The sequence below is a fragment of the Streptomyces sp. NBC_01267 genome (genome assembly GCF_036241575.1).
Lineage (GTDB): Bacteria > Actinomycetota > Actinomycetes > Streptomycetales > Streptomycetaceae > Streptomyces.
Genome location: NZ_CP108455.1, coordinates 2,135,999 through 2,160,562, shown reverse-complemented (window position 1 = coordinate 2,160,562; position 24,564 = coordinate 2,135,999). Strand labels below are relative to the sequence as shown.

Annotated in this window: 29 protein-coding genes and 1 tRNA gene; 8 read left to right on the top strand and 22 right to left on the bottom strand. The window is 70.2% G+C overall.

The window, feature by feature from the left end:
- Window positions 1-46 precede the first annotated feature (46 nt).
- The 4 genes from OG709_RS09970 to OG709_RS09955 form a co-directional block, all read right to left on the bottom strand.
- Window positions 47-259, bottom strand: a complete 213-nt coding sequence (locus tag OG709_RS09970) for an FmdB family zinc ribbon protein (protein ID WP_250304158.1) — start codon at window positions 257-259, stop codon at window positions 47-49.
- 125 nt (window positions 260-384) lie between these two features.
- On the bottom strand, window positions 385-1,191 hold the full coding sequence (locus OG709_RS09965) for a VOC family protein (protein WP_329165682.1): 807 nt from the start codon (window positions 1,189-1,191) through the stop codon (window positions 385-387).
- A gap of 233 nt (window positions 1,192-1,424) precedes the next feature.
- Window positions 1,425-2,717: a hypothetical protein gene (locus OG709_RS09960; protein WP_250304164.1), complete on the bottom strand. Its 1,293-nt coding sequence runs from the start codon at window positions 2,715-2,717 to the stop codon at window positions 1,425-1,427.
- 134 nt (window positions 2,718-2,851) lie between these two features.
- The gene (locus OG709_RS09955; protein WP_308409504.1) at window positions 2,852-3,616 is read right to left on the bottom strand and encodes a DUF4097 family beta strand repeat-containing protein; all 765 of its coding nucleotides are present in this window, start codon (window positions 3,614-3,616) and stop codon (window positions 2,852-2,854) included.
- Between the two features lie 286 nt (window positions 3,617-3,902).
- Here OG709_RS09955 and OG709_RS09950 point away from each other — a divergent pair.
- A tRNA-Val gene (locus OG709_RS09950) sits at window positions 3,903-3,977 on the top strand.
- A gap of 55 nt (window positions 3,978-4,032) precedes the next feature.
- Here OG709_RS09950 and OG709_RS09945 read toward each other — a convergent pair.
- The 13 genes from OG709_RS09945 to OG709_RS09885 form a co-directional block, all read right to left on the bottom strand.
- Entirely contained in the window at window positions 4,033-5,202 is a 1,170-nt protein-coding gene (locus OG709_RS09945; protein WP_329165679.1) for a tyrosine-type recombinase/integrase, read from the bottom strand.
- Window positions 5,202-5,390, bottom strand: a complete 189-nt coding sequence (locus OG709_RS09940; protein WP_329165677.1) for a helix-turn-helix domain-containing protein — start codon at window positions 5,388-5,390, stop codon at window positions 5,202-5,204. Before OG709_RS09940 ends, OG709_RS09945 begins: the two co-directional genes overlap by 1 nt.
- Window positions 5,387-6,799: a replication initiator protein RepSA gene (repSA, locus tag OG709_RS09935; RefSeq protein ID WP_329165675.1), complete on the bottom strand. Its 1,413-nt coding sequence runs from the start codon at window positions 6,797-6,799 to the stop codon at window positions 5,387-5,389. The genes OG709_RS09940 and repSA overlap by 4 nt, the downstream gene beginning before the upstream one ends.
- The gene (locus OG709_RS09930) at window positions 6,796-7,911 is read right to left on the bottom strand and encodes a DNA cytosine methyltransferase (RefSeq protein ID WP_329165673.1); all 1,116 of its coding nucleotides are present in this window, start codon (window positions 7,909-7,911) and stop codon (window positions 6,796-6,798) included. Before OG709_RS09930 ends, repSA begins: the two co-directional genes overlap by 4 nt.
- Window positions 7,908-8,105 carry a hypothetical protein gene (locus OG709_RS09925; RefSeq protein WP_329165671.1) on the bottom strand — a complete coding sequence of 66 codons (198 nt, stop codon included), beginning with the start codon at window positions 8,103-8,105 and terminating at the stop codon, window positions 7,908-7,910. Before OG709_RS09925 ends, OG709_RS09930 begins: the two co-directional genes overlap by 4 nt.
- A 5-nt stretch (window positions 8,106-8,110) precedes the next feature.
- Window positions 8,111-8,293: a hypothetical protein gene (locus tag OG709_RS09920; protein WP_329165670.1), complete on the bottom strand. Its 183-nt coding sequence runs from the start codon at window positions 8,291-8,293 to the stop codon at window positions 8,111-8,113.
- 91 nt (window positions 8,294-8,384) lie between these two features.
- Entirely contained in the window at window positions 8,385-8,717 is a 333-nt protein-coding gene (locus OG709_RS09915) for a SpdD protein (protein ID WP_329165668.1), read from the bottom strand.
- A gap of 12 nt (window positions 8,718-8,729) precedes the next feature.
- Window positions 8,730-8,918 carry a mobile element transfer protein gene (locus OG709_RS09910; protein ID WP_329165666.1) on the bottom strand — a complete coding sequence of 63 codons (189 nt, stop codon included), beginning with the start codon at window positions 8,916-8,918 and terminating at the stop codon, window positions 8,730-8,732.
- Between the two features lie 2 nt (window positions 8,919-8,920).
- Complete coding sequence (locus OG709_RS09905; RefSeq protein ID WP_329165664.1) at window positions 8,921-9,106, bottom strand: hypothetical protein; 186 nt, start codon at window positions 9,104-9,106, stop codon at window positions 8,921-8,923.
- A 19-nt stretch (window positions 9,107-9,125) separates the two neighbouring features.
- Window positions 9,126-9,818, bottom strand: a complete 693-nt coding sequence (locus tag OG709_RS09900) for a DUF2637 domain-containing protein (RefSeq protein ID WP_329165662.1) — start codon at window positions 9,816-9,818, stop codon at window positions 9,126-9,128.
- Between the two features lie 81 nt (window positions 9,819-9,899).
- Window positions 9,900-10,085 carry a hypothetical protein gene (locus tag OG709_RS09895; RefSeq protein ID WP_329165661.1) on the bottom strand — a complete coding sequence of 62 codons (186 nt, stop codon included), beginning with the start codon at window positions 10,083-10,085 and terminating at the stop codon, window positions 9,900-9,902.
- 84 nt (window positions 10,086-10,169) lie between these two features.
- A complete protein-coding gene (locus tag OG709_RS09890; RefSeq protein WP_329165659.1) occupies window positions 10,170-11,519 on the bottom strand; it encodes an FtsK/SpoIIIE domain-containing protein in 1,350 nt (449 codons plus the stop codon).
- Window positions 11,520-11,521: 2 nt separating this feature from the next.
- On the bottom strand, window positions 11,522-11,851 hold the full coding sequence (locus tag OG709_RS09885) for an SCO3933 family regulatory protein (RefSeq protein WP_328898328.1): 330 nt from the start codon (window positions 11,849-11,851) through the stop codon (window positions 11,522-11,524).
- A 140-nt stretch (window positions 11,852-11,991) separates the two neighbouring features.
- Between OG709_RS09885 and OG709_RS09880 the strand changes: the two genes are divergently transcribed.
- From OG709_RS09880 to OG709_RS09870, 3 genes are all read left to right on the top strand, one after another.
- Window positions 11,992-12,765: a GntR family transcriptional regulator gene (locus tag OG709_RS09880; RefSeq protein ID WP_329165656.1), complete on the top strand. Its 774-nt coding sequence runs from the start codon at window positions 11,992-11,994 to the stop codon at window positions 12,763-12,765.
- 21 nt (window positions 12,766-12,786) lie between these two features.
- Entirely contained in the window at window positions 12,787-13,296 is a 510-nt protein-coding gene (locus OG709_RS09875) for a GNAT family N-acetyltransferase (RefSeq protein ID WP_329165655.1), read from the top strand.
- A gap of 499 nt (window positions 13,297-13,795) precedes the next feature.
- Complete coding sequence (locus tag OG709_RS09870; protein ID WP_329165654.1) at window positions 13,796-14,857, top strand: HNH endonuclease; 1,062 nt, start codon at window positions 13,796-13,798, stop codon at window positions 14,855-14,857.
- A gap of 228 nt (window positions 14,858-15,085) precedes the next feature.
- On the opposite strand, the gene OG709_RS09865 is transcribed toward OG709_RS09870, so the two are convergent.
- Both OG709_RS09865 and OG709_RS09860 read right to left on the bottom strand, forming a co-directional pair.
- The gene (locus tag OG709_RS09865) at window positions 15,086-16,243 is read right to left on the bottom strand and encodes a permease (RefSeq protein ID WP_250304212.1); all 1,158 of its coding nucleotides are present in this window, start codon (window positions 16,241-16,243) and stop codon (window positions 15,086-15,088) included.
- A 62-nt stretch (window positions 16,244-16,305) separates the two neighbouring features.
- A complete protein-coding gene (locus OG709_RS09860) occupies window positions 16,306-16,452 on the bottom strand; it encodes a hypothetical protein (RefSeq protein WP_250304214.1) in 147 nt (48 codons plus the stop codon).
- 113 nt (window positions 16,453-16,565) lie between these two features.
- Here OG709_RS09860 and OG709_RS09855 point away from each other — a divergent pair, with 113 nt between their 5' ends.
- A complete protein-coding gene (locus OG709_RS09855; protein ID WP_250304215.1) occupies window positions 16,566-17,045 on the top strand; it encodes a cytidine deaminase family protein in 480 nt (159 codons plus the stop codon).
- 3 nt (window positions 17,046-17,048) lie between these two features.
- On the opposite strand, the gene OG709_RS09850 is transcribed toward OG709_RS09855, so the two are convergent.
- Both OG709_RS09850 and OG709_RS09845 read right to left on the bottom strand, forming a co-directional pair.
- Window positions 17,049-18,125 carry a HoxN/HupN/NixA family nickel/cobalt transporter gene (locus tag OG709_RS09850; protein WP_443068573.1) on the bottom strand — a complete coding sequence of 359 codons (1,077 nt, stop codon included), beginning with the start codon at window positions 18,123-18,125 and terminating at the stop codon, window positions 17,049-17,051.
- 207 nt (window positions 18,126-18,332) lie between these two features.
- Window positions 18,333-19,409 carry a PP2C family protein-serine/threonine phosphatase gene (locus OG709_RS09845; protein ID WP_250304218.1) on the bottom strand — a complete coding sequence of 359 codons (1,077 nt, stop codon included), beginning with the start codon at window positions 19,407-19,409 and terminating at the stop codon, window positions 18,333-18,335.
- Window positions 19,410-19,825: 416 nt separating this feature from the next.
- On the opposite strand from OG709_RS09845, the gene OG709_RS09840 reads away from it, so the two are divergent.
- From OG709_RS09840 to OG709_RS09830, 3 genes are all read left to right on the top strand, one after another.
- Window positions 19,826-21,745, top strand: a complete 1,920-nt coding sequence (locus OG709_RS09840; protein ID WP_266645081.1) for an NAD-binding protein — start codon at window positions 19,826-19,828, stop codon at window positions 21,743-21,745.
- A gap of 179 nt (window positions 21,746-21,924) precedes the next feature.
- A complete protein-coding gene (locus tag OG709_RS09835; RefSeq protein ID WP_329165650.1) occupies window positions 21,925-23,277 on the top strand; it encodes a DUF1254 domain-containing protein in 1,353 nt (450 codons plus the stop codon).
- Window positions 23,278-23,400: 123 nt separating this feature from the next.
- Window positions 23,401-23,622 (top strand): DUF2277 domain-containing protein, encoded by a 222-nt coding sequence (locus tag OG709_RS09830; protein WP_250304222.1) that lies wholly within the window; start codon window positions 23,401-23,403, stop codon window positions 23,620-23,622.
- Between the two features lie 105 nt (window positions 23,623-23,727).
- On the opposite strand, the gene OG709_RS09825 is transcribed toward OG709_RS09830, so the two are convergent.
- The gene (locus OG709_RS09825) at window positions 23,728-24,354 is read right to left on the bottom strand and encodes a DedA family protein (RefSeq protein ID WP_250304224.1); all 627 of its coding nucleotides are present in this window, start codon (window positions 24,352-24,354) and stop codon (window positions 23,728-23,730) included.
- Window positions 24,355-24,564: the final 210 nt, after the last annotated feature.

The window sequence follows — 24,564 nt, the reverse complement described above, 5'->3', positions numbered from 1 at the left end:
CCCGCCGTTCCTCCCGGTATCGCCGTCCTGCCGGCACCGGTTGTTCCTACCCGCAGCACCCTCCGCCGCAGCAACCGCCTCCGCCGCCTCCGGACGGTGCGGCGGCCGTCGACGATCCGCCGACAGCCACCGCGGACAGCAGCTTCACCGTGTCCTCGTGGCCGTCGGGGCAGGCGGCGGGCGCCGAGGACTCCGCCATCGGGCGGCTGATCTCGAAGGTGTCGCCGCACGTGCGGCAGCGGTACTCGTAACGGGGCATGGCGCCAAGGTTAGAGGGGGACCACCCCTCGGCGCACCACCCCCGTCCCACCCCGTACCACTCCGCCCCACAGGACCGGACAGAGCCGGGTCCTGCGGGGCGGAGTGACGTGCCCGGGTGGGGGATCAGGCGGCTTCGGGTCCGGCCGTCCTGATGACCGCGAAGGTGCCGCCCTGCGGGTCCTGGACGACGGCCATCCGGCCCGCCATCATGTCGAACGGCGGCTTGAGGACATTGCCCCCGGCCCGGACCAGCGCGTCGACCGTGCTGTCGGTGTCGTCGACAGCGAAGTACGTCAGCCAGTGCGAGGGCGTTCCCGGCGGCAGGTCGTCGATGTTGGACAGGCCCTGCAGGCCGCCGACCGCGCGGCCCTCCACCGACAGCGAGAAGTAGCCCTCCCCGCCCTCCATGGGCGCGACGGTGATACCCAGCGCCTTGGAGTAGAAGGCCGAGGCGGCGGCGGGGTCACTGGTGTCGACCTCGTTCCAGATGACCGCCCCGGGCTCGTTGACGATCCCCGCACCGGGGAAGTCGCGAGCCTGCCAGAGGCCGAAGGCGGCGCCCGTGGGGTCCGTCACCACGGCCATCCGGCCGAGCGTGAGCATGTCCATGCCGGGCATCACGACCTGGCCGCCGTTGCCGGTGACCGCCTTCTCGGTGGCGTCCACGTCGGCGGTGGCCAGGTAGGTGGTCCACACGGTCGGCGGCGTCGGGTCGGGCCGGCTGCCGTCCGGGTTGAGCGCGGCCATGATCCCGGCCACCGGCTTGCCGTTCAGGGTGCAGAGCGCGTAACCCCCGGTGTCGGGTAGTCCGACTTCTCCCTGCCAGCCGAAGAGGTCGCGGTAGAAGTCGAGAGCGGCCTGCTGGTCGGCGACCAGGAGATCGACCCAGCACGGGGTACCAGTTGCGTAGGGGCCGGTGACGTCGGGCATGAGGAGCCTCCAAAGACTGAAGCGGGGCTGTCCCGAAGACTGATGCGGGGCTGTCCCGGAGTGGCGTACCCATCTCTGAGCAGCCCTTTGTTCTCTGCCGGTACACGGTCCACATCAGTCTTCCACCGGCTCACGGCACGTGCATCTTCGCGGGCGACGGCTCGGGTGAGCTCGTTCCCCGGGAGCGAGCGGCCCGCCCGGTACGGCCCGCTGCCTACCTCCGGGGGAGGCCGTCAGTGCCCGGAGCCGCGCTCCTCGCGGATCTGCTCGACCACCCGGGTGGCGGTCTTCCGTACGTCCTCGGTCTCGGTGAGGAAGTGCCAGTAGTCCGGGTGCCGCCCCTCCAGTCCGGCGACCGCCTTGTCCAGCCGCTCCACCGCGAGGTCCAGCGGACGGGCGTGCCGCGGCTCGGGGGTGCTGCGGCCGGCCATCGCCAGCCGCTGGGCGTCCCGGATCGCGAACCGGGTCCGCTCGATCTCCTGCTGGGGATCCCTGGCCACGGCATTCAGCCGTTCCAGCCGCGCACCGGCCGCGGACACGGCCTCGTCGGTGCTGTTCAGCAGCGCCCGTACCGTACCGAGCAGGGACGTCGCGTCGGGCCAGCGCTGCTCGGCGCGGGCCTTGGCCGCGTCCTTCAGCTTCTCCTCGGCCTGCCGCACGGACGCCGCGGCCTGCTCGGGCACCTGCTGGAGGTCCTGCCAGCACGGCGCGGTGAAACGCCGCCGCAACTCGCTGAGGACCGGGGCGACCGTGCCCGCCCGGGTGGTGAGCGCCTGCGCGCGGGTGCGCAGCGAGACCAGCCGCCGGTCGATCTCGGCGGCCCGCTCGGGCAGTTGGGCGGCCTCCGCCCGTACCGCTTCCGCGTCGCGCAGCACCTGGTCGGCGCGTTGCAGTGTCGCCGTCACGCCGTGCTGGCCGGCGCCCTGGTTGAGCCTGGTCAGCTCCGGCCCGAGCGCCGCGAGCCGGGCGGCCAGGTCGTCGGCCTTGAGTCCGGCGCCGCGTACCGCGTCCAGCGCGTTGCTCGCGGACAGCAGTGCCTGGCGGGCCCGCTCCACGGCGGGCGCCAGCCGGGCGAGTTCGGTCTCGGCCTTGCCGAGCAGCGGTTCCAGCCCCTGCGCGAACCGGTCGAGCTCTCCCTTCACCCGGAGGAGATCGTCCTTGGCCCGGGTCAGCTCCGTACGCGCCTGGGAAGCCGCGGACGCCTCCAGGCCGTCGCGGTCCAGGTCGTGGGCGTCGACCGCGGTGATGTACGAGGTGCTGACCTCGTCGATGCGCTGCCCCAGCGAGGCGAAATCAGCCAGGGCCTTGCGCGCCGCGGGTGAATTGTCCACCGCGGAGATCGTCTCGATCGAGATCCGCAGATCGCGCTGCGCGGTGTCCAGGTCGTAGAAGGCCGCAGCCGCGGCGTCCTTCGCGGCCTGCGCCTCCGCCCGCTGGCTCTCACCGCGCCCGCCGAACCAGCGCCGCGTACCCCCACCGGCGAACGCCCCGGCCAGTGAGGCCAGCAGCGGCACCGGAAGGACCATGAGCGTCAGGACATCCCGGACGGCACTCGCTCGCGCATACGGCTGTCCACGTCTTGCCGTCACATCCCGCTCCCGTGCTGGTCCGCCCTGCCCCGGCCATTCTCCCACCAGGTAGGGACGAACACACAGGCCGGTCAGTTCGCGCTTCGCACCGTGACTTCCCCGTTGCTGCTGTGTGCACGCACGGTGTGGCCGCTGGCGTCGTTCTTGGGCACGCTGACCCTGACCCGTCCGTTGTGGCTCCTGGCGTCGACCTTGTAGGAGACCCCCGGCTTCTTCGGCAGCGTGATCCTGATCGACCCGTTGTCGCTGCCGCTGTCCACCCGGTCGGGCACCGCGGCGAGTGAGAGGCGGACCTGCCCGTTGCTGGAGTCCGCCGAGATGCTCCTGGACGAGAGGGCATCGCCGTTGATCTGCCCGTTGTCGCTGTGCAGATCCAGCGCCCCGCTGGAATCCTTGACGGTGACCTTGCCGTTGTCGGAACGGAGCTTCAGCGCCGTGTCGAACCCGGAGGCGGTCACGCTCCCGTTGTCGTCCTGCACGGTCACCGCGACGCCGCGCGGCACCTTGATCTGATGGCGCGCCTCACAGTTGTTGACCAGCCCACTGCATTTCAGCTTCAGGGTGAGCCGGTCGTTCTTCATCGACCAGGAGGCGTTCGGCCCGCTCCCGACGAGAACCCACCCGTCCACGCGCCGGCTGACCTCGACCTTCTTCACATCGGCGGGCACCAGCTCGATGGTCGAGTTGTCGGATTCGATGGTCAGCGTCTTCCCGCTGAGGGGAAACGACTTGTGCTCGACCGGCGCACTCGACGCATCCGCACCGCACCCGGTGAGCGCGACAGAGACGAGAACAGCTCCGCCGGCGGCGAAGAGCGTACGGGTTCGGAGTGCCACGGTGATCAATCCCCCAGGTCGGTGCGGCAGAGTTCCCCTACGGTACGAACCCGGACCACCGGAGGACGATCCGGCCGCCCACCGGATCGAGGGTGGGGTTAGCCCCCGGTCGGACGGGTTCCGGTCCGCTTCCGTCCGCTTCCGTCCGAGGGGCCCGGCCGGCTTCCGGTCCGCGGACTCCGGCGGCTCCTCGCGTCGGCGGGAGCGTCCGTACGAGGTCTCACGCCGGGATCCAACGGGTTTGTGAACAGGGGCCCCGGGCCATGTACCCTGTTGCTTCATCCACGGGTGCGTAGCTCAGGGGTAGAGCGCTGCTCTTACAAAGCAGATGTCGGCGGTTCGAAACCGTCCGCGCCCACCAGTGCAAAGGCCCCCAACCGATCATGGTTGGGGGCCTTTGACATCCACTTCTGACATCAACGGGCGCGGTCACCCACGGTCGGGACCTGCCGCTTCAGCATGCGGTCCAGGTGACTCACGGCCTCGCGCTGCGTGTCCTGAACGACGTGGGCGTAGATGTTCATCGTGACCGCGATCTGACTGTGCCCGAGGATCTCCATCACGACGCGGGGCGGGACGCCAGCGGCGGTCAGCAGCGTTGCGCAGCCGTGTCGGGCATCGTGCAGCCGGATGACGCGGAGCCCGGCGGTTCCGGCGACCCGTGTGAACGAGCGGTACAGGTTGCGCGGTTCGATCGGCCGGCCGGTGCGGGTGGTGAAGACGTAGCCGGTCTCCTCCCACTTATCGCCAGCAACCTCACGCGTGGCGGCCTGGCGCAGCCGTTCCCAGCGGAGCGGGGCGACGCAGAGGGCGGGCAGGGGGAGTGTCTGCTTCCTACGGCGCCCCTTGGGATCGTCTTCGTACGCCTCACCGCGGACACGCTGCCGCTGGGTACGGACCCGGATCTCCCGCTTGTCGAGGTCGACGTTCTCCCACCGCAGGCCGACGATTTCCCCGCGACGGAAGCCGAGCGCGATGGCGAGGACGAAGGCCGCATAGAGCGGGTCCTTCCGGGCGGCGGTGAGGAAGGACAGGGTCTCGTCGAGCGACCAAGGCGACAGATCCCGGGGTGTGGCGGACGGAGGCTCCACCAGGGTGGCCACGTTCCGCATGACCAGTTCTTCGCGGCAGGCAGCGGTCAGGGCGGTGCGTAGGACGCGGTGGGATTCCTTGGCGGTTGCCGCGGTGGTCTGCTGCTCCAGGCGGACGAGGAAGCGTCGGACATCCGCGACGCTCAACGATTCGAGGCGCTTCGAGCCGAGCAAGGGCACGAGGTAGAGGCGGATGTGCGTCTCGTACTTCGCGTAAGTCGTGCGCTTGCGGCGCGGCTTGATGATGTTCTCCAGCCAGTACGGCAGCCACTCGGAGAGCTTGGCCGAACGCGTCGGCACGGGGACGCCCTGGTCCACCTTGGCGAGCAGGTCACGGCGCTTGGTGTCGCACTCGGCCCAGGTCTTGCCGTAGGCGAACTTGCGGGCGCGGGTGCCGTCCGGCTGGAGCACGTAGACCGCAGCTTGGAAGCGGCCGTCCTTGCGCTTGGTGATAGTGCCGGCGCCGTTGGGGTTGCGCTTGCGCTGAGTGGTCATCAGGCGGCCTCTTCGATCTCGTTGACGATGAAGTCCCGTACGGCGTCGGCGGGGATGCGGCGGCACCGGCCGATGGTGATCGAGGTCAGCCGGCGCGAGCGGATCAGGTCGTAGACCGTGGAGCGCCCGAGCTTGAGCCGCGCCATGACCTCAGGCACGGTGAGCAGTTCGGCGGTGGCGGTGGTCATGCGTCGGCCCCTTCCAGAGCGAGTTGGTTCATGAGTTCGGCGCGTGCTTCGCGGGCGGTGTCGCGGTTGTGCTGGATGTCGCGGTGGATGTTGGCGGCGAGCCAGGATTCGCCGGGGGTGTGTCCGTGGCCGGCGTAGGTCCAGTGCGCGAGCGTGAGGGTCGTCGCCTCGGGGTGGTCGTCCGGGTCGGGAAGGCCGAGGGCGGTGCGTTGCTGCTTGGCGCGGTAGTCGGCTCGGACCTGTCGGAGGGCGCCGAGGGTGGTGGAGTAGCGGCGGGATTTGGTGGAGAAGTGGCCGCGGAAGCCGAGCATGTGAGCCCAGTCCCGGAGCTTGCGGTCCGGATAGGCGTGGTGGAGGTCCAGGCACGCTTCGATGAGCCGGCGCGGGTGGTCGGGGACGTCGAGGAGGATCAGCGCTTCCTTGTTGCCGACGCGGTGGTCCACGGTGCCGGTCATCTCGGCTGCCTTGGTGGCGTATTTGGCGACGTAGGAGGCCACGGCTTGCTCTGTGAGGTCTTCGCCGTTGCCGAACGCGCCGATGGGCTGGACGTCGAGCTGTGTTCCCCAGCGCAGCACCCAGGGGGTGGGGAAGCCGGCTTCCTCGTTCGGGGGCACGACGACTTCCACGCGAGCCGCCGCGGCGCGGATGGCGTCGTCGAGCAGGGCGAGTGTGGCCCAGGCCGGCGGGGGTGAGTCGGGGCCGTCGGGTCCGTCGAAGCGGATCACGGCGTGGAAGTGGACCGCTCCGCGCTTTTGGTACTCGGCGACTTTCCCGAAGGACAGCCGGGACTGTTCCCGGGCCGCCTTCTGCGTGAGGCCGGCACAGCGGGCGATTTCGCGGCGGAGGTAGATCGTGAAGTAGCGCCACAGGTCGGAGGCGTGGTTGTTCCACAACACCGCCCCCGCGTAGTCGTACCGGTCCGGGTCGAGAGGTGTGCCGAGTTCGGGGGCGGTTTCCGGGTGGTGGGTGCCGCAGCGGCAGGGCCGGTTCCCGGGCCGGTTGTGGACCGCACCGAACGACGGGGCCGTCAGCGTTGCGAAGACCCGGGGGTGGTCGCGGATGGTGTGGGGGGTGCCTTTGTCGGGGTCGCCGGTGAGGCCGGCGCGGATGAGGTGGTAGGTGTCGCCGGCGTAGGTCCAGGCGCAGGCAGGGCAGCGGGAGGCGCGGCGGTTGCCGCAGGCGATGCGTAACCGGCCGCCGGGCTCGGTGTCGGTCGTGTAGTGGTGCAGGAGGGTGCCGGTTGCCCGGTCGGTGGTCTTGGTGGCGCCGGTGAGGTGGATGGGCTGTGCGCATCCTCCGGTGTGGCGGATCTGCTCGTTCCAGCGGTCGAAGCCGGTGGACCCGGCCACCCTCAGCACGTCAGCGAGGGTGGTCGGGTCCAGGCCCGCCGCGGTGGCGGTGGTGTTCACGCGGCGACCTCCAGCACGGCAGGGAGCAGGGGGCGAAGGGCGGCGGTGGCGAGCAAGGGCGGAACGGCGTTGCCGATCTGCTCGAACTGCTTGGTGCGGGAGCCGGCCCACGGGTAGGTGGCCGGGAAGGACTGGAGAGTCGCTGCTTCCGCCAGCGCGAGGTTGCGCTCCTCGACTCCGTCCTGCACCCACTTGCATCGGTTCGCAGAGCCGGTGATGGTGAAAGACGGCTCGCTGATCGCGCGCTCGAACCGTCCAACGTCACCGCCGGCGGACCGACCGGCGGGCAGCTTCCAGCTCTGCCCGGAGCGGAGTTTCCAGGAGCGGGCACGACCGGTGAGCGCGTTGCTCGGGCCGTCGGCCGAGAATTCGTTGCCTCCGGCTGTTCGGCCCTTCTTGTCCGTGGGGCGGTCGCCTCGGGTGTTGACCTTGATCCCGGGCGGCAGAACCAGTGCGTCGGCCATGGACACCCACGGGTCCAAGCACACGCCGAACAGGTCCCACTGCGGTACTTCGGTGTGCGTGGGCTCCGGAGAGAAGGCCGGCCGGGTGCGGGAGGCGAGCAGGAAGGCACGGCGGCGGGTCTGGGCCAGGCCGAAGTCAGCGGCGTTGAGGACACCGACCCACGTCGAGTAGCCGATCTTTTGCAGGAGGTGGGCGGTGTGCTCGAACAGGGGCACCACGGCCGGGACTTCTTCCAGAGCGATCCACGCGGGACGCAGGTCGAGGGCGAAGCGCAGCGGCTCGACGACAAGGAGGGAGCGCGGGTCTGCGCAGGTGGCGCGTACGGCCGCGCGGGTGTCGTTCCCACGGCTGATGTCGTCTAGGGCCTGGTGGCACAGGTCCATGTCGTCGTTTCCGGCGCGCAGTCCGGCGGTGCTGAAGGTCTGGCAGGGCGGGGAGGCGATCAGTCCTGAGACTTTCCTGCGCAGCGGTGCGGTGGGGTAGGTGGCGACATCGGCGCGGATCGTGCGGTGTCCGGCCGCAGCGCGGGTGGCGCAGGCCGCCGGGTCGATCTCGATACCGACATCCTGTAGGCCGAGGCCACGTAGTCCTTCCGACCAGCCGCCGGGGCCGGCGAAGAGGTCCAGGACAGGGAGCGTGGTGTTCATCGCTTGCCCCCCTTGGCGTGGGCAGGTCCGTGGTTGGCGGTGTAGCCCTCCACCAGTGCCCGGACCTGCGCGTCACCGGTCGCGGTGGCCGAGGCGCCGCAGTGGCACACGGCGGACCCGGTGGCGGGGGCGTTGGGGGACGGCTTGCTGACGTGCAGGCCGGGGCGGTCCGCGGTCGGGGTCAGGTCGGACACGGCGGTCACCTCCCGGCGCGGGCGTAGGCGCGGGCGGGGGCGGTGTGGCCGGTGCCGTTGCAGGGGTGGCAGGTCGCGGTGACCGTCTCGCGGTGGCCGTCCGGCGTGGTCTGGCCGGTGGTGATGGCGACGGTGGGGAAGCCGTCGCAGTGGGCACAGATCGGCCGGGGCAGCGTGTTCTCGGGCATGATGGGATCTCCCTTTCGGGTCCTTGGATCTGGAATGGGTTGGGCGCCCGGGGCGGCGGAAACTTGGCGGTTGAGGCCGCCCCGGGGGCTGTTAGCGCTGGTGGTTGTTGAGCAGGGAGCGCAGGACGACCGCGCAGATCGCGACGGATGCGGCGGTGATCGCGACCGCGAGGAGCATCGAGACCAGGACCGCCCCCACGACCAGGACCACGGCCGTTCCGCCGGCGACGGCAACGGCGAGGGTTCCGGGGGTGAGCTGCACCGCGGACCGGGTCACCGGGACGGGCGCCGGGGCCGGGGCGGTGGTGACGGGGGTGTGGTGGCAGTCGCAGGCCGGAGGGTGCACGAGGCCGGTGAGCGGCGGGACGAGGGACGTTGCCGCGGTGGGCGGGGTGTCCGGGGTCGGGTACTTCGGGGTGAACATGTCTTGCTCCTCTCAGGCGTTGCAGCGGTGGGTGCGGGCGGCGAGTTCGGCGGCGGCGCGGCCGTGGTAGTCGGCGGAGAAGTTGCAGCCGGGGGCGGTGCAGGCGGCGGTGTGCTTGGTCCGGCCGCGGCCGTCGTAGTGGGTGCCGACCTGTACGGGGCCGATGCGGATCACGTTGGTGAAGCGGTTCGGACGCGGCATGATCAGTCCTCCTGGTGGAGGCTGTTGCCGGGGAACTCGTTCAGGATTCGGGCGGCTTCGGCCGGGTCCGTGGTGCGGTCGGCCGCTTCCTCGGCGAGCAGTCGGGCGAGGGTCGGGCGGCCGGCGTCGGCCATCTCCCGAGCGGCGGCGACGTAGTCGGCGGGGCGGTTGAAGTTGAACAGGGCCATGAGCTGAGCTCCTTTCTGATCAGGCGAGTTGGGCAGTGATCGCGTCGGCGAGCGGGGCGGGGACACCGAGGCGGGCGCGCAGGGTCTCGGCGGTGATCCGGTGGCCGGTCGTGGCGTGGTGGGTGTCGGCGACCTTCCGGGCGTGATCGAGCAGCGCCGGAGGAACAGCAACCGCCGCGGCAGACGTAGGAGCCGCAACAGGTGCCGGTGCCGGTGCGGGCGGGAGTTCGGGCGCAGGATCCGGGGCCGGTTCGGGGGCCCGCTGGACCGTGACGTCCGGGGCCGCCGGTGCGGGGTCCGGGGCGGGCAGCGGTGCAGCGATCGGAGCCGGTTCGGTCTCGGTCGGTGCCGGTGCGGGGGTGTGGGCGAGGAGTGTTCCGCCGAGGAAGGCGAGGGCGGGCCAGCCGGCAACGAGGATGCGGAGCCAGGGCGGGACGTCGCCGAGGTCGAGCATTCCGGCGGTCGCGATGTTCGCGCCGAGGGACGCGGTGAGCGCGATGACGAACCAGACCCAGGCGGGGCGGTTGTCGGCGTGGGCGCGCATCCGGCGCCAGGCGGCGACCAGGAGCAGGTCCACGCTGATCGGGTAGGCCCAGGCTTTCCAGCCGTCCTGTCCGGCAGCTTCGGCCAGGTCATGCAAGTGCGAGAACGACAGCGCACCGGCGATCACGGCCTGGACCAGCACGGCATCCAGTCGAATGGTTCGGAACATCGGGTTCACCTCCAATCTGTGGTGGTGCCGGGGCCGGGCGGGATATGGGGTTCACCGCCCGGCACCCGGAGTAGGGAGAGGTCAGGCGTCGGGGTCGGCGCCGGAGCCGAGGCAGTTGAGGCAAAGGCCGTCCTGCTGGCCGACCGGGCGGCGCTTGCGCCCAACGCGGACCGTGGTCGGGACGTTTCCGGTCCCACCGCACGGCGTGCAGGGCGCCGGCTCGGCCGCGGGCGGCGGGGGTTTGGTGGTCCGTTTCGTGGTGGCCATGGCGGTGGTTCCTTTCGGTTCCGGGCATGGGCGGGGTAGGGACCTGGCGCGAGAGGTCACGCCAACCGGGAAGGTGCGGGGGTGCTACGAGGTAACCGGGGCCGGCTTGGCCAGCGGCGAAGCCGGGGCCGGGGTGGTGCGGACGACCGGGCGGAACGGGGCCAGCGCTTCGATGTCCGGGGTCATGTGCGCGTACTCCCGGCAGATCGCGACCGCTTCAGCAGCGGTCATTTCGGGGGTGCGGATGCGGGACCAGCCCCCGGAGGCATCGCCGGCCACCGCGACACCGGGACGGTCCGGCGGAATGGTGGTCACGGCGAGGACCGCGTCCGGGGCGATGTCGCCCAGACCCATATCGGCGGTCTGCTTGTCGTTGACGCGGTGCACGACACGGCCGGTGAGCTGGGCGCGGAGCATGGTGGCGCCCTTGCCGAGTTCGGAGCCGAAGCGCTGCCCGCAGACCTCCAGATAGATGCCGACCGCGCGGGCCATCTGCGCGAGACGGACCAGGCGCATCACCATCTGATCGCGCCGTTCCTCGTCCTTCTTGACCGCGGTCAGGAACAGTTCGGCCACCTCGTCGACCAGGACGACCAGCGGCACCGGGCGGAGCTTGGTGGGCAGGTCCCAGAGGTCGGATACGCCGTGGGCGCTCAGGGTGTCGAAGCGCTCTTCCATCTCCCGCACGAGTACTTCCAGCAGGCTGGAGGCTTCATCCGGGGTGGTGGCGAGGGCGGAGAGGCGGGGTGCGTAGCCCCGCTGTTCCACACCGCGCTTGCAGTCGATCCCGATCAGACCGACCGGGAGTTTCGCCAGTCCGGTGATCAGGTTGCGCTGGAACATCGACTTGCCCGACTGATTCGCGCCCAGGGTCAGGCCGTGCGGGATCTTCTTGTAGTCCCGGACGAACGCCGTGCCGTCCTCCCGCAACGCCACCGGCACCACCATCGGGCCGGACAGTTTGCGGGGCAGTCGGCGCGGCATCTTCACCCGGCGTAGCACGTCGTACCCGGTCATGCGGAGTTCAACGAAGCCGGGCTTGACCTCCACGACGTGCACGGAGTGGACGCCCCAGGCGTGCCGCAGCCGTTCCGAGGCCGCAGCCACGTCCGCGGGCTCCAGGCCGGCCGGAAGGCGGAGTATCGCCCGCATCCCGGTCGAGGAACCACGGACCCGGCGAACCTTCGGGGGTACCGGCTGGACGTCCTGGCGGCGGGCCACGTTGCGGACCATGAACGCCCGGAGCCTGGACGGCTGAACCGTCAGCCCACACACATCCATCGTCGAGCGGTACGTAGCCGCGAACCGAACCCGAGCGACCGGCAAGCCGACCAGCGACCAGAACACCCGCGGGGCGCGAGCCTTCGCGTAACCGAGGCCGCCGGCAGCCGATAAGGCCCCGGCCGCCTCGATCATCAGGGTCAGGTCCGGCATGGTCAGGCACCCGCCGTGATCGCTACCGCGCGGAAGCTGATCCCGTGCCGGGTCTGGCCGTTGAACGTGTTCTCCCAGTCCCGTGCCTTGAGCCCGATCACCGTGACCGGCGTACCCGGCGTCAGGCTCTCCGGAACACCCGTGCTCGGGACCGTCACCTGGTAGAGGTTCCCCTCCCCGTCGTCCGAGATCAGCAGGCCCACGGTCGCGAGCGGGGCACCGGTCTCCCGGTCCATCGCGATCTCACCGGTCTGCTTACTCACGAGCTTCGGAGTCGGAGGCGTCGCGACGAACACGACAGCGGTCGAAACATCGATCTTGAACGACGGCATAGCAGTCTCCTAGTCGCACCGGGGCAGCATCAGAATCGCCAACCCCAACTGGCTTGAGCCACTTACTGGCTTAAGCCAGTTGAGCATGTGCTGCGAGCGTCGTCAAGCTTCTGGCTTGAGCCAGTTGCTACGCTGCTCCTATGACCCCGTCCGAGTCCCCTACTCAGCAGCCAGCGAGCAGACGCATCGCAGAGGAACTACGTCGGCAGATCCACGCCGGCGAGATCCCGGTCGGGGAGAAGTTGCCTTCGGAACGCGTGCTGGCGGAGAGGTATGGGGCGGCGCGCAATACGGCACGCGAGGCCGTCCGCTTGCTTGCCGAACAGGGTCTCGTCACCGCCAAGCACGGGCGAGGCGTGTTCGTTCGGGAACCGCGGAGGCTGTTCAGGTTCGGTAGCGATCGCTACTCGATCAAGAATCGCGAGACCGGGCTGACACCGTTCAGGCTCGAAGCCAAGCGCCAGGGCAAGACACCGAGGATCGAAGTCCCGTCCATCGCCCGCGAGGTTCCTCCCCTCGACGTAGCGGAGCGTCTCGGCGTGCCGGCCGATGAGCAGAGCGTTGTGCACCGGGAGAATCACTACTTCGCAGATGACGAACCCGTGCAGATCGTCTCGACCTACCTGCGCTGGGACGAAGCGAAGGACACGCTTCTCATGCAGCCCAAGACCGGCAAAGACGGGATCTACGGGCGGCTTGAGGAGCTAGGGCATGTCATGACGCGGGTGCGTGATGAGATCAGCGCCCGGATGCCCTCGCCGGAGGAAGCCGCGATTCTCCAACTTCTGCCGGGCGTTCCGATCCTTGAAGTGCTGCACACCAGCCTCGACCAGGACCTGAAGCCGTTTGAAGTGTCCAGATACGTGCACCGGGCTGACCAAACCGGTCTGCTCTATGAACTTCCGGTTGAGTAAGAAGAGGGCGGAAAGGTCATCATGCAGAAGCCTGTGATTCGTCGGCGCGAAGCCCGCGACCTTGCCGAAGCCGCAGAGGTTTTGACCGCGGTGCACGAATCCGATGGCTATCCCGTGGAAGGCGTGGAGGACCCTCAGGGGTGGCTCTCTCCCGGCGGCCTTCTGGCGGCGTGGGTTGCTGAGTCGGATGGGCATGTGGTGGGGCACGTCGCAGTCAACAGTCCGCAGTCAGGGGACGAGGTTGCGCGCCTCTGGAGCGAGGAGAGCGGTGCCAACTCTTCGCAGGTCGCTGTACTCGCAAGGCTTTTCGTCGCCAGCGGTGCACGCAAGGGCTCCGCTGGGAAGCACCTCGTGGACGCAGCAGTGTCCTACGCCAGAGCGAACGAACTGCGCTTGGTTCTTGAGGTGTTGGCGAAGGATGCCGCGGCGATCCGCTTGTACGAGCGTCTCGGCTGGCAGCGATTCGGCGAGACGGTGCACACCTTTGCCGGCGAGCGCTTTGACGCGGCCTGCTTCGTGGCACCCGCCTGACAACGCGAGCTGTTACAGGTTTCTCTACCTCATCAAGGCACCCGGCTGCGCTCCGCTCCGCCGGGCGCGCTTCCCGGCTCTGGCTGCGCCCGCGCTCCTGCCTTCGGCCCGCTCGGCGCTGCCGCCGCCGACGCGCGCCCGCTGTGGATAGGCCCGTGGGGCATGAGACGAGAACCAAGTCCGCGGCTTCAAGAGGATGCCTCCGGCGGGGGCGCTCAGACTCCGGGATGGGAGGGGCGCCGTTCGCGAGTGCCGGCCGGAGCGTGGTGAATGTCGTGGGGCTCCCATCCCGACCACCTTCGACCCAGGCAGAGCCGAGCAGTCGCGGCCCAGGGCGTCAAGGTCGTTCGTACAGTGGCGCGCTCCACCTTGACGCCCTGAACCACGCCCGCTCCACGGTGTGTGGGTCGAAGGCGGACGGGATGGGAGCTAGGTGAGTGGTGGGTTGGCGATGGTGAGTGCCTGACTGGCTGTCAGTGGTGGACCTTACGCTTCTACCATGCGCAACGGTGCGATCAGTCGAGACGGTGTCCTCCAAGCCCTGACGGAGTATGACGACCTGGGGCAGGACGAGTTTCTGTCCAAGTACGGGTACAAGCCAGCCACCGGGTATCTCCTCCTGCACGACGAACGAACCTACGACTCCAAGGCCATCGCTGGCGTGGCTCACAAGTTCGATCAAGGTCGAGCGCTGAGGCCTGACGAGCTGATCGGCGGAAGGTCGCACGCCGCCAGGTGGCTGGCCCGACTCGGCTTCACGATCCGTTCGTCCCGGAGTCCCGACTGGACGCGTGACGAGATCATCCTTGCCTGCGATCTGGCCATGGCCAACGACTGGAAGCGACTGGAATTTGACGACCCGCGGGTGGTCGAGCTGTCCGCGCTGCTCCAGACCATGCCGATCCATCCTGAGGAGCTGCGCAACGAGTTGTTCCGAAACCCCAACGGGGTAGCGCGTAAGACGGTTGACATCACATGCCGGCATCCCAGTTACACGGGCAAGCCCACGAACGGAAACGCCCTGGATGTCGAAGTCATGAACGACTTCCTCGCCCGGCCGGCTGAGATGGCGAAGGTTGCCCGGCACATCAGGCAAGGCCTGGTCGCGGGAGAGTTTCAGGAGCTAGCACCCGAGGTCGAGGAGGAAGGCGACGACTACAGCGCACCAGAGGGCAAGTTGCTGCTACGCCGCCACCGGAGCCGCGAGCGGAACAAGGCTTTGCGTAAGAGGAAGATCGACGCGGCAGTGCGGCAGGGCCGCCCGCTCGCTTGCGAGGCGTGTGGCTTCGACTTCGAGCAAGTCTACGGCGACCGCGGAAGCGGATACATCGAGTGTCACCACGTTGTTCCCCTGCATGAGGCTGGCGAAGGCCGCACCAAGCTCAGCGATCTCGCCCTCATCTGCGCCAACTGTCACCGCATGATCCACCGGCGTGCGCCGTGGCCGACCCCAGGGGAGCTGCGAGCCTCGATAGAGCAGAAGCACGCTGACGATAGGCGTGCCGCGGCGGCTTTGACGCGACCGCGCAGAGCAGCCGACGAGCAGGTGCCGAACCCGTGAGCTGACATCCACTGCTGACATCAACATCGGCGCACAAGGGCAGTCCGGGAGAGCCGCGGACGGTAGCCGCGGCCGGGCCCGTCAGGGTCCTTGCCTGCCTCCGGCCGAACTTACAAAGCAGATGTCGGCGGTTCGAAACCGTCCGCGCCCACCAGCGAAGTCGGTGAAAGCCCCGTTCCCTGCCGGGTCAGGCGAGGAACGGGGCTTCTTCGTACGTGTTCGTACGCGCTACCCCCGGCCCCCGTCCACCGCACCCTCCGGGCCGCCGCCCATCATGCGCAGCATGTCCCGGCCGCCGGTGCGCAGGAAGCGGGTGAGCAGGGCTGCGGCCAGGAGCAGGAACGCGATGTTGAGCCAGGTCGTGTAGTCCCAGGAGGCGCCCTGTTCGGGGATGTGCGCACTGGTCCGGCTGGGGATGATCCCCAGGCCGCCGAAGACCGCCTCGGTCACGTACCCGGCGATGACCATCGCTCCGTAGAAGACGCCGAGGACGACGGCGGCCGTGCGGGCTCCGTAGTACTTCCGGTAGATGTTCAGGATCGGGAGGATCAACAGGTCCGCGTAGAGGAAGGCGATCACCCCGCCGAAGCTGATGCCGCCCTTCCACAGCACCACGGCCAGCGGCACATTGCCCACCGAGCAGACGAACGAGACGATCGCCACGAGCGGGCCGATGAGCGGTCCGATCAGTGTGGCGGCGAGCGGGTGTCCGTCCAGGAAGAAGGCTTGCCAGAAGGAGTCCGGCACCCAGGCCGCGATCGCGCCCGCGATGAACAGGCCGGTCACCAGGTCACGCAGGATCGCCGCCCACTCCATGACGAAGACGTGCGCGACCGAGGTGAGCCCGGCCGGGGAGAACAGCCGGTGGGCGAAGGACCCTTCGCCCTGAATGGACATGTCCATTGCCGCGTGGCCCTCCATGGACCCGGCGACGCCCTTCTCCGCCTGTTCGCGGGCCTCCTTCAGCAGTCGCTCGCGCATGAAGAGGCGGAACAGCACCGCCATCACCACGATCATGACGGGGCCGCCCAGGAACTCGGCCGCGGTGAACTGCCACCCCATCAACAGGGCCAGGATGATGCCGAGTTCGACCACCAGATTCGTCGAAGCGATCTCGAAGGCCATGGCGGCGGTGAAGTTCGCGCCCTTCCGGAACAGGGAGCGGGCCAGGGCCACGGCCGCGTACGAGCAGGAGGACGAGGCCACGCCCAGGCCCGCGGCCAGCGCGAGGGTACGGGGGCGGTCGTCGCCCAGCAGCCGTACGACCGTCTGCCTGCGCACCACTGCCTGTACGACGGCCGACAGGGCGAAGCCCAGGATCAGGGCCCAGGCGATCTCCCAGGTCATGGAGCCGACGATGGACAGTGCGTGGAGAAGGGCGTGCACGGGCTCTCCTGTTCCGTACGGGCTTGGGGGATGGGGGGCAACTCCGAGCCTCGCGCGAGCCGTCAGGCCTCACCGGGTGGGTACGCTGCGATGCTGCCCACGCCCGAGGTGAACCAGCGCCCCCGTTCGGCCGGTTGCCGGTCGGGCTGCTCGCGGGCGGACGGATTCCGATCAGCCCGTTCCTGCTCGTTCTGCGCATCGGTGTCCATGCACGCGAGACTCGTACAGCCCGGCCCCGTCCCGGCCGCCCGACGCGCCGGAGCCGGTCCGTGAACCGTGCGGGGTATCCGGGCACGCTCAGCGTGCTCGTAGGATGCGGCCCATGCGTGTGCCGAGCCGGGAGCTGACTCCCAAGGACCTTGAACTCATCGAATTCGCCCGGCGGATCGTCGACGCGAACACCGACGCGCCCACCGAGGACGACGACGGCGCGCACACCATGGGCGCCGCGGTGCGGGGCGCCGACGGCAGGATGTACGGCGGGATCAACGTCTACCACTTCACCGGTGGCCCCTGTGCGGAGCTCGTCGCACTCGGGCACGCCCGCGCCTCGGGGGCGAGGGAGCTGTCCACGATCGTCGCCGTGGGCAACTGCGGGCGTGGTCCGGTCGGGCCGTGCGGCAAGGACCGGCAGGTGCTGCTCGACTACCACCCGGGCATCCGGGTCATCCTCCCCGGGCCCGAGGGCATCAGGAGCGTCCGGATCGAGGACCTGATGCCGCTCGCCTCCGTGTGGCGCGCCGACGCGGGTACGCAGCCGTTCGACCCGGCGGTCTTCGAGGACCCCGAGAGGAGCGGGTAACCGCTACTCGCCTCTCTCCCGGCCCGCCGGGCTCAGCCCCGCCGTCCACTTCTCCTCGATGTGGCCGAATTTCCACACCGCCATGGCGACGAGCCAGGTCACGAAGAACAGTCCGACGATCACGAAGCCGACGATGTTCAGATCCAGTCCGCCGACCCAGTCCCAGAAGAAGCCGTGCAGGCCCAGCTGCTGGGTGAGCAGGCCCAGCAGTTCCACCGTGCCGATGAGGAAGGCCACGGCGACCGACAGGCCGGTGATCGTGAGGTTGTAGTAGACCTTGCGGACCGGCTTCGAGAACGCCCAGCCGTACGCGAAGTTCATGAACGAACCGTCGATGGTGTCCAGCAGGCACATCCCGGCGGCGAACAGCACCGGCAGGCAGAGGATCGCGTACCAGGGCAGGCCGGACGCGGCGCCCGAGCCCGCCAGCACGAGCAGTGCGATCTCGGTGGCCGTGTCGAAGCCGAGGCCGAAGAGCAGGCCCAGCGGGTACATCTGCCAGGGCTTGGTGATCGACTTCATGAGCCGGCCGAGCAGCCGGTTCATCAGACCCCGGTTGTTCAGGTGCTCCTCCAGGGCCGCCTCGTCGAAGTCGCCCGAGCGCATCTTCCGGAAGACCTTCCAGATCCCCACGAGGATGAGGATGTTGATCCCGCCGATGAGGTAGAGGAAGACACCCGAGACGGTCGTGCCGATCAGGCCGGTGACGTGGTGGAGCTGGGAGTTGTCGTCGCGTACCGGGCCCGCGAGCGCCTTGATGCCCAGCGACAGCAGGAGGGCCAGGGCGAACACGATGCTGGAGTGGCCGAGGGAGAACCAGAAGCCCACCGACAGCGGGCGCTGCCTCTCGTTCATCAGCTTGCGGGTGGTGTTGTCGATCGCCGCGATGTGGTCGGCGTCGAAGGCGTGCCGCATGCCCAGGGTGTACGCCGTCACGCCGATGCCGATGCCGAACGACTTCGTACCGATGCTGTAGTGCTCGGGGGCCACGATCCACACCAGGGTGAGCCACCCGATCACGTGCAGCGCCACGATGAAGGCACCCATCCCGCCCAGCCGGATCCACTCCTGTCGCGTCATGGACATCCGCAGACGCTGTCGGCGGGAGGAGGCCACGGGCGGGGCGGTGGAGGTGGCTGTGGGGGACACGGGCACTGCCTTCCGCGGTCGGGATGAACCTACGACCAGCTAATTGCATACCTGTCGCAACTGCAACCAAAGGGCAGTAAAGCCAGGTCAGGGGTGCCGTGCCGTGCCGGTGTTGGTGCCGGTGCCTCAAGGGCGAGGTCACCCCGCCTGCGTGCCGACGGCTTCCCGGTACCGGAGCAGCAGCATCGCGGCGTCGTCCTGCAGCGGACCCGCGGTGTGCTCCACCAGGTCCTTGCGGAGATTCTCCAGCGCGCTCTCCGGATCGGCGTCCTTCAGGAACCGGTGCCGGTCCCCGAGCGGATAGAAGGTCCCGTCGTGGTCCCGCGCCTCGGTCACGCCGTCCGTGTACAGCAGGAGTTGGTCACCGGGGCCGAAGGCCACCTGGAAGGGCCGTGGCCCCTCGGTGGCGTGGACGCCCAGGCCGAGGGGCAGCGCGTACTCCGCGGGCTCCGGGAAGTGCGCCGAGCCGTCCGCCCGTACGAGGAGGGGCGGCGGGTGGCCGTAGTTGAGGAACACCGCGCCGCCCTCGGGGCTGATCTCGGCGATCAGCGCCGTCACGAACTTCTCACCCTGGAGCGCCCGGTCCACCGAGCGCTCCACCCGTGCCCCGACCCCGGCCAGATCGGGCTCGTCGTGCGCGGCCTCCCGGAAGGCCCCCAGCACCACGGCCGCCGTCTCCACCGCCTCCAGGCCCTTGCCCTGCACGTCGCCGACTATCACCCGGACCCCGCCGGGGGCGGCGACCACCTCGTACAGATCGCCGCCGATGTGCGCCTCGGCGACGGCCGATGTGTACGAGACGGCGGCGCGCAGATGGCCCGCGGTGTGCGGTACGGGGCGCAGCAGCACCCGCTGGGCGACCTCGGCGATGGAGCGCACGCTGGCCAGTTCCGCCTCGCGCCGCTGGCGCATGACCGCCGCCGCGACGCCCGCGACCGTCACGCCGACCACCGATGCCATCGCGGTGTATCCGCGCCTGGCGTGGAACGCCCCGTCGTGCCACGCGAGCGCGTAGCAGAGCACGAGCGCCAGCAGCCCGATGGCGGCGGTGCGGCGCCAGCCGCCGATCAGCCCTGCGAAGGCCGGGCCGAGCGAGATGAGCGGCAGGAAACCGACCCACGACCCCGCCGACATGTCCACCCCGGCGACCACTGCCATCACGGCGAACGGCAGGACGGACAGCGAGGCGTATGCGGGGCTCTTCTCCTCTGGCATGTGCGCTCTCCGGTGGTGTGACGGGTGGGAGGGGTGGTTCGGCCTCCGAAGCTGTGAGATGCGCTGACGTGCGGTTCCGTTGCGTATGACTCCGGTTGTTCGGCGGGGTGTTCGGCCAGGTGTGCGGATGTGCGGCTGTCCGTGACGGCGTCGGTGACCGCCCTGTGACTGTGCCTCCGGCCGGCCCGGTCCGGGTCGCTCCAGATTGTTTAGACTATGCAAAGGTTTCCCTTGCGAAGCACCTGGGTCGGCGTGCCGTTATGGAATCGAGGCCGGGTGTGCGAGCGGGTCCACGGCAGCCGGGGGAAGCGCCACGCCCGTGAACCCGCTCATGAAACCGAACACCCCGTAGGGCAGTCTCTGTTTCTGTGTACTCACTCCCGAACCAGAGTCAACCCGGCGCCGCCGAAGGGCACATGGTCGTCTGCGGTGACGACGGCCTCGCCCACCGGCTCGCCGCCGAGCTGCGCGGTGTCTACCGGGAGCAGGTGACCCTGGTCGTCCCGCCGGCCGGGGCGGCGGGGGTTCCCGCACGTACCCAGCTCAGCCCGGTCGGCCGGGCCTCCGCGCTCTTCGGGCGGATGTCCGCCGTCGTGGCCAGGCCGCCCGCCGGGGACCGGGACGCGGTGGCCGACCGGCTCCTCGAAGCACCGGACCTGGACGACGAGGTGCTGCTCCGCGCGGGGGTGGACCAGGCGTCCGCCCTGGCGCTCGTCCACCAGGACGACGAGGCGAACATCCGGGCCGCGCTCGCCGCCCGCCGCCTCAACCCCCGGCTGCGGCTGGTGATCCGGCTCTACAACCGCAAACTCGGCCAGTACCTGGAGGAGTTGCTCGACCAGGCCGCGGCCGTCAGCGCGCCGGAACTGGACCAGGACGCCGTCGACGCGTCCACGACCGTTCTCTCGGACGCCGACACCGCGGCCCCTTCGCTCGCCGCGACCGCGGTGGCCGGGACCAGCAAGATCGTCCGGGCCGACGGGCTGCTGCTGCGCGCCGTCGAACGCATGCCGACCGGACCGGGCGAGGCCGCCGACCCAGGGCTGTGCACCCTGGCGCTGCTCTCCGCGACCGCCAGCGACCCGGCCGGCGCGGACGGTTCGGACAGCAGCGGCGACGCGGGACCCCAACTGCTGCCCGACGAGGCGTCCGTCCGGGCCGCGGCCGGCCGCGGCACCGTCGTACTCGAAGCCGTCTCCAACACCGGACCCGCCCTGTCACCGGGGCGGCTGGCGGGCCGGGGCGCACCGCTCGGCCAGGTGTTCTCGCGCCGGCTGCGCTGGTCCCTCCTCGGTGTCCTCGTCTCGGTGCTCGGCCTGGCCGTCGCCTCCTCGGTGACGACGGGCGACAGCCCCCTGCACGCCGTGTACCTGACGCTCCTCGACCTGTTCGCCATCGGCGACCCCGCGATCGGCGAACCGACGAGCCGCCAGGTGATCCAGCTGCTGTCCGGGCTGACCGGGCTGTTGCTGCTGCCGGTGCTGATCGCCGCCGTGCTGGAAGGGCTCGGTACGTTCCGCACCGCGGCCACCCTGCGTCGCCCGCCCCGCGGACTGTCCGGGCACGTCGTCCTGCTCGGCCTGGGCAAGATCGGCTCACGTGTCCTGGCGGGGCTGCGGGAGCTGGACATCCCGGTCGTGTGCGTGGAAGCGGACCCGGAGGCGCGCGGTATCGCCCTCGCCCGGCGGCTGCGGGTGCCGATCGTGATCGGGGACGTCACCACCGAGGGGGTGCTGGAGTCCGCCAAGATCGGGCGGGCCCGCGCCCTGCTGGCGCTCACCAGCGCGGACATCACCAACCTGGAGGCGGCGCTGTACGCCCGTACGGTGCAACCCGGCCTCCAGGTGGCGATGCGGCTGTTCGACGACGAATTCGCCTCCGCCGTCTACCGGACCCTGCGCGCCGCCCATCCGCGGGCCGTCACCCGCAGCCGCAGCGTCTCCTCGCTCGCGGCGCCCGCCTTCGCCGCGGCGATGATGGGCCGGCAGATCCTGGGCGCCATGCCGGTGGAGCGCCGGGTGCTGCTCTTCGCCGCCGTGGACGTCGCGGGCCATCCGCTGCTGGAGGGCCGCACCCTCGAAGAGGTCTTCCGCCCCGGCGCCTGGCGGATCCTCGCCCTGGACCTCACGGCCCCGGCCGACCGCCGCGCCGACCTGTCCGTACCGCGTTCCCCGGACGACGGGGCACACCGTGCCGAACTGGTCTGGAACCTGCCGCAGAGCTACGTCCTGCGCGCCGAGGACCGGGTGGTCATCGCGGGCACCCGCCAAGGGCTCGCGGACCTGCTGGGCAGGCGGCAGCCCGCGCGCGACGGGGGCTCCACGACGGGCCGCTGACCGGCGCCGGTGCCGTACCGGGCCCCTGCCCCGCGCCGTACGGGACCCCTGCCCCCGGCCTCACTCCTTCGGCCGCGCCCCCGCTTCACCCGATCGGCCGCGCCCCGGTGGTCGCCCGTACGCCGCCCGGCCAGGCTCGGAACCCCGCGCCCCGGGTGCGCGGCTGAGAGGAGCCCGAAGTGACTGAGCTCTCCGACCTCGCCGCCGAGGCGTACGTCTACGGGTACCCGCTGGTCTTCGACCTGTCGATGGTCTCGACCGCCCTGCACAAGGGGTTCGGTTCGCTGCCGTCCGCGGCCTTCAACGAGTTCGCGCACTCCTCCCGGCTCGCCACCCCGGAAGCGCACTTCGTGTCGGTGAACAACGACACGGTGTACTCGGTCGCACAACTCGACCTCTCCGGCGGCCCGGTGCTGCTGCACGTACCGGACACGCTCGGTGCGTACTACGTCCTCCAGTTCATCGACGCGTGGAGCAACAACTTCGCCTACGTCGGCCGCCGCGCGACCGGAACCGGTGAGGGCAAGTGGCTGATCGTGCCGCCCGGCTGGGCGGGCGAGGTGCCCGACGAGGTGACCGGGGTGATCGACGCGCCGACCAGCGTCGTCACCATCGCCGGGCGCCAGGCCTGCGACGGGCCCGCCGACCTGCCCCGCGTCCACGGGCTCCAGCAGCGGCTGCACCTCAAGGTCCTCGAAGCGGTGATGCACCGCACCGGTCTGCCCGCGATCGACCACGAGGTGCCGCCCACCCTGCAGTTCTTCGAGAAGCTCAGGGTCTGGATGGCGGCCTTCCCGCCGTCCGCCGACGACCGTGCGTACCAGGACCGTTTCCAGCTGCTGGGGGTGCTGGAGGAGGGACCGTCGCCGTACGTCCGGCCCGACCCGGCGCTGGTACGCGGGCTCGCCGAGGGACTGAAGCAGGGCACCGAGTTCGTCGAGCGGGCGAGCCGGCCCGCCGAGGACGGCAGCCGGACGCCGGGGGCGTGGGAGATGAACCCGCATCTCTTCGACTACAACCTCGACTGGTTCGGGGTGGGCACGATCGACTCCCCGGAGTGGCGGATCGCCGACCGCGGGGCGTCGTACCTGACCAGGGCGGTCGCGGCCCGGACCGGGCTGTGGGGCAACCACGGCTACGAAGCGGTCTACGCCCACACCTACGAGGACGCCGAAGGCCAGTGGCTCAACGGCTCCAAGAGCTACACGCTGCGCTTCGACCAGCTGCCGCCCGTGCGGTCCTTCTGGTCGGTGACCATGTACGACACCCCGCACTTCTACCTCGTCGACAACCCGGCCGAGCGGTACTCGATCGGGGACCGGACACCGGGACTCGTGTACGGCGACGACGGCTCACTGACGGTGTACATCCAGCGGGACCGCCCCACCGACCCGGTCGAGGCCGCCAACTGGCTGCCCGCGCCGACCGGGGACTTCCGGCCGATGCTCCGGCTGTACACCCCCGAGCAGTCCGTTCTGGACGGGAGTTACGAGATCCCGCGCATCGAGGTCCGGCGGCCCGCCGGAGGGTGACGCGACCGGCTGCGGCCACTCACCCCGGCGGGACCGGCCGGTCCCCGGCACTCGCGGCCCGGTCCCCGGCACTCGCGGCCCGAACGCCTGACACTCGTGGCCCGAACGCGTGACACTTGAGGCATGTGCCGCAGTATCAAGACCCTCCGCCCGCCCGTTCTCCCCGAAGCAGCCACCGAGGAGGAGATCAGGGCAGCCGCGCTCCAGTACGTACGGAAGGTCTCGGGGTTCCGGGCGCCCGCCGCACACAACCGTGAGGTGTTCGACCGGGCCGTGGACGAGATCGCCGGGGCGACGCAGCGGCTGCTCGCGGATCTGGAGGTACGCGGGGCCGCGAAGCCGTGACCGGCGCGGCCGGGCGCCCGTGCGGCGAAGCCGGTCCCGGCTCGGGGCGGGCGCCGGGGGCTCCGGGGTTCTGCAGGGTTCTGCGGGGCTCTGCGGGGTGATGTCCTAGGAAGCGGTGACGGGCGTCGCGGGGCGCCGTATGAGCAGCGCCGCCACCGAGCCCGCGCCGAACAGCGCGAGCAGTGACACCGCCGTGCCCAGCCAGCTCGCGCCGAGCCACTGACCGCCGAAGTATCCGAGCCCCACGCTGTAACCCGCCCAGGCCACGCCCGCCAGGGCCGACCAGGGCAGGAACTCCTTCGCCCTGCGGTGCGCGGCGCCCGCGCCGAGCGAGACGACCGAGCGGCCCGCGGGCGCGAAACGCGCTATGACGACGAGCAGCCCGCCGCCCCGGGCGAGCGCCGTGCCGAGACGGTCCTGCGCGGCGGTCAGCCGGCGGGAACGGGCGATGGCCCGGTCCAGGCGCTCACCACCGCGCCAGGCCAGCCGGTATGCGACCAGATCACCCAGAACCGAGGCGGCTGCCGCGCAGGCCGTGAGGATCAGCAGGTCCGGGACGTTGTGCGGGACCTGCCCGGCCACGGTGGTGGAGCCCGCCGCCGCGCCGGTGGCCGCGGTGATCACCAGGACTCCGCTGGGCAGTATCGGCACGAAGACATCGAGGACGACGGAGAGCGCGACCACGGCATAGATCCATGGACTGTCGGTCAGTGACCGCACACTCTCGAACACTCGGACTCCCCGGCTCGTCAACAAGGCCGCGGCGTCGCAGGAGAGCAGCAGGTGCGGCAGTACAGCCATACAGCGTACGCGTGGAGTTTCCGCCGGGTTCCCCCGGGGCGGGTGATGTTCGATAGATCACGTTCACTCGTACGGGTTGTCCTCGCGCGGGTTTCGCCGCCGCGCCCCCGGGCCGGGGCCGCACAGCATTCGATGAGCGGG

Excerpts from the sequence above, each read along its gene's own strand:
- OG709_RS09965 (WP_329165682.1), bottom strand. The coding sequence starts at position 1,191 with ATGCCCGACGTCACCGGCCCCTACGCAACTGGTACCCCGTGCTGGGTC.
- OG709_RS09895 (WP_329165661.1), bottom strand. The coding sequence starts at position 10,085 with ATGGCCACCACGAAACGGACCACCAAACCCCCGCCGCCCGCGGCCGAG.
- OG709_RS09930 (WP_329165673.1), bottom strand. The coding sequence starts at position 7,911 with ATGAACACCACGCTCCCTGTCCTGGACCTCTTCGCCGGCCCCGGCGGC.
- OG709_RS09940 (WP_329165677.1), bottom strand. The coding sequence starts at position 5,390 with ATGACCACCGCCACCGCCGAACTGCTCACCGTGCCTGAGGTCATGGCG.
- OG709_RS09970 (WP_250304158.1), bottom strand. The coding sequence starts at position 259 with ATGCCCCGTTACGAGTACCGCTGCCGCACGTGCGGCGACACCTTCGAG.
- OG709_RS09850 (WP_443068573.1), bottom strand. The coding sequence starts at position 18,125 with ATGACGCGACAGGAGTGGATCCGGCTGGGCGGGATGGGTGCCTTCATC.
- OG709_RS09910 (WP_329165666.1), bottom strand. The coding sequence starts at position 8,918 with ATGCCGCGTCCGAACCGCTTCACCAACGTGATCCGCATCGGCCCCGTA.
- OG709_RS09845 (WP_250304218.1), bottom strand. The coding sequence starts at position 19,409 with ATGCCAGAGGAGAAGAGCCCCGCATACGCCTCGCTGTCCGTCCTGCCG.
- OG709_RS09855 (WP_250304215.1), top strand. The coding sequence starts at position 16,566 with ATGCGTGTGCCGAGCCGGGAGCTGACTCCCAAGGACCTTGAACTCATC.
- OG709_RS09945 (WP_329165679.1), bottom strand. The coding sequence starts at position 5,202 with ATGACCACTCAGCGCAAGCGCAACCCCAACGGCGCCGGCACTATCACC.
- OG709_RS09840 (WP_266645081.1), top strand. The coding sequence starts at position 19,826 with ATGGTCGTCTGCGGTGACGACGGCCTCGCCCACCGGCTCGCCGCCGAG.
- OG709_RS09890 (WP_329165659.1), bottom strand. The coding sequence starts at position 11,519 with ATGCCGGACCTGACCCTGATGATCGAGGCGGCCGGGGCCTTATCGGCT.
- OG709_RS09870 (WP_329165654.1), top strand. The coding sequence starts at position 13,796 with ATGCGCAACGGTGCGATCAGTCGAGACGGTGTCCTCCAAGCCCTGACG.
- OG709_RS09900 (WP_329165662.1), bottom strand. The coding sequence starts at position 9,818 with ATGTTCCGAACCATTCGACTGGATGCCGTGCTGGTCCAGGCCGTGATC.
- OG709_RS09960 (WP_250304164.1), bottom strand. The coding sequence starts at position 2,717 with ATGGTCCTTCCGGTGCCGCTGCTGGCCTCACTGGCCGGGGCGTTCGCC.
- OG709_RS09915 (WP_329165668.1), bottom strand. The coding sequence starts at position 8,717 with ATGTTCACCCCGAAGTACCCGACCCCGGACACCCCGCCCACCGCGGCA.
- OG709_RS09885 (WP_328898328.1), bottom strand. The coding sequence starts at position 11,851 with ATGCCGTCGTTCAAGATCGATGTTTCGACCGCTGTCGTGTTCGTCGCG.
- OG709_RS09880 (WP_329165656.1), top strand. The coding sequence starts at position 11,992 with ATGACCCCGTCCGAGTCCCCTACTCAGCAGCCAGCGAGCAGACGCATC.
- OG709_RS09920 (WP_329165670.1), bottom strand. The coding sequence starts at position 8,293 with ATGCCCGAGAACACGCTGCCCCGGCCGATCTGTGCCCACTGCGACGGC.
- OG709_RS09905 (WP_329165664.1), bottom strand. The coding sequence starts at position 9,106 with ATGGCCCTGTTCAACTTCAACCGCCCCGCCGACTACGTCGCCGCCGCT.
- OG709_RS09860 (WP_250304214.1), bottom strand. The coding sequence starts at position 16,452 with ATGGACACCGATGCGCAGAACGAGCAGGAACGGGCTGATCGGAATCCG.
- OG709_RS09875 (WP_329165655.1), top strand. The coding sequence starts at position 12,787 with ATGCAGAAGCCTGTGATTCGTCGGCGCGAAGCCCGCGACCTTGCCGAA.
- OG709_RS09830 (WP_250304222.1), top strand. The coding sequence starts at position 23,401 with ATGTGCCGCAGTATCAAGACCCTCCGCCCGCCCGTTCTCCCCGAAGCA.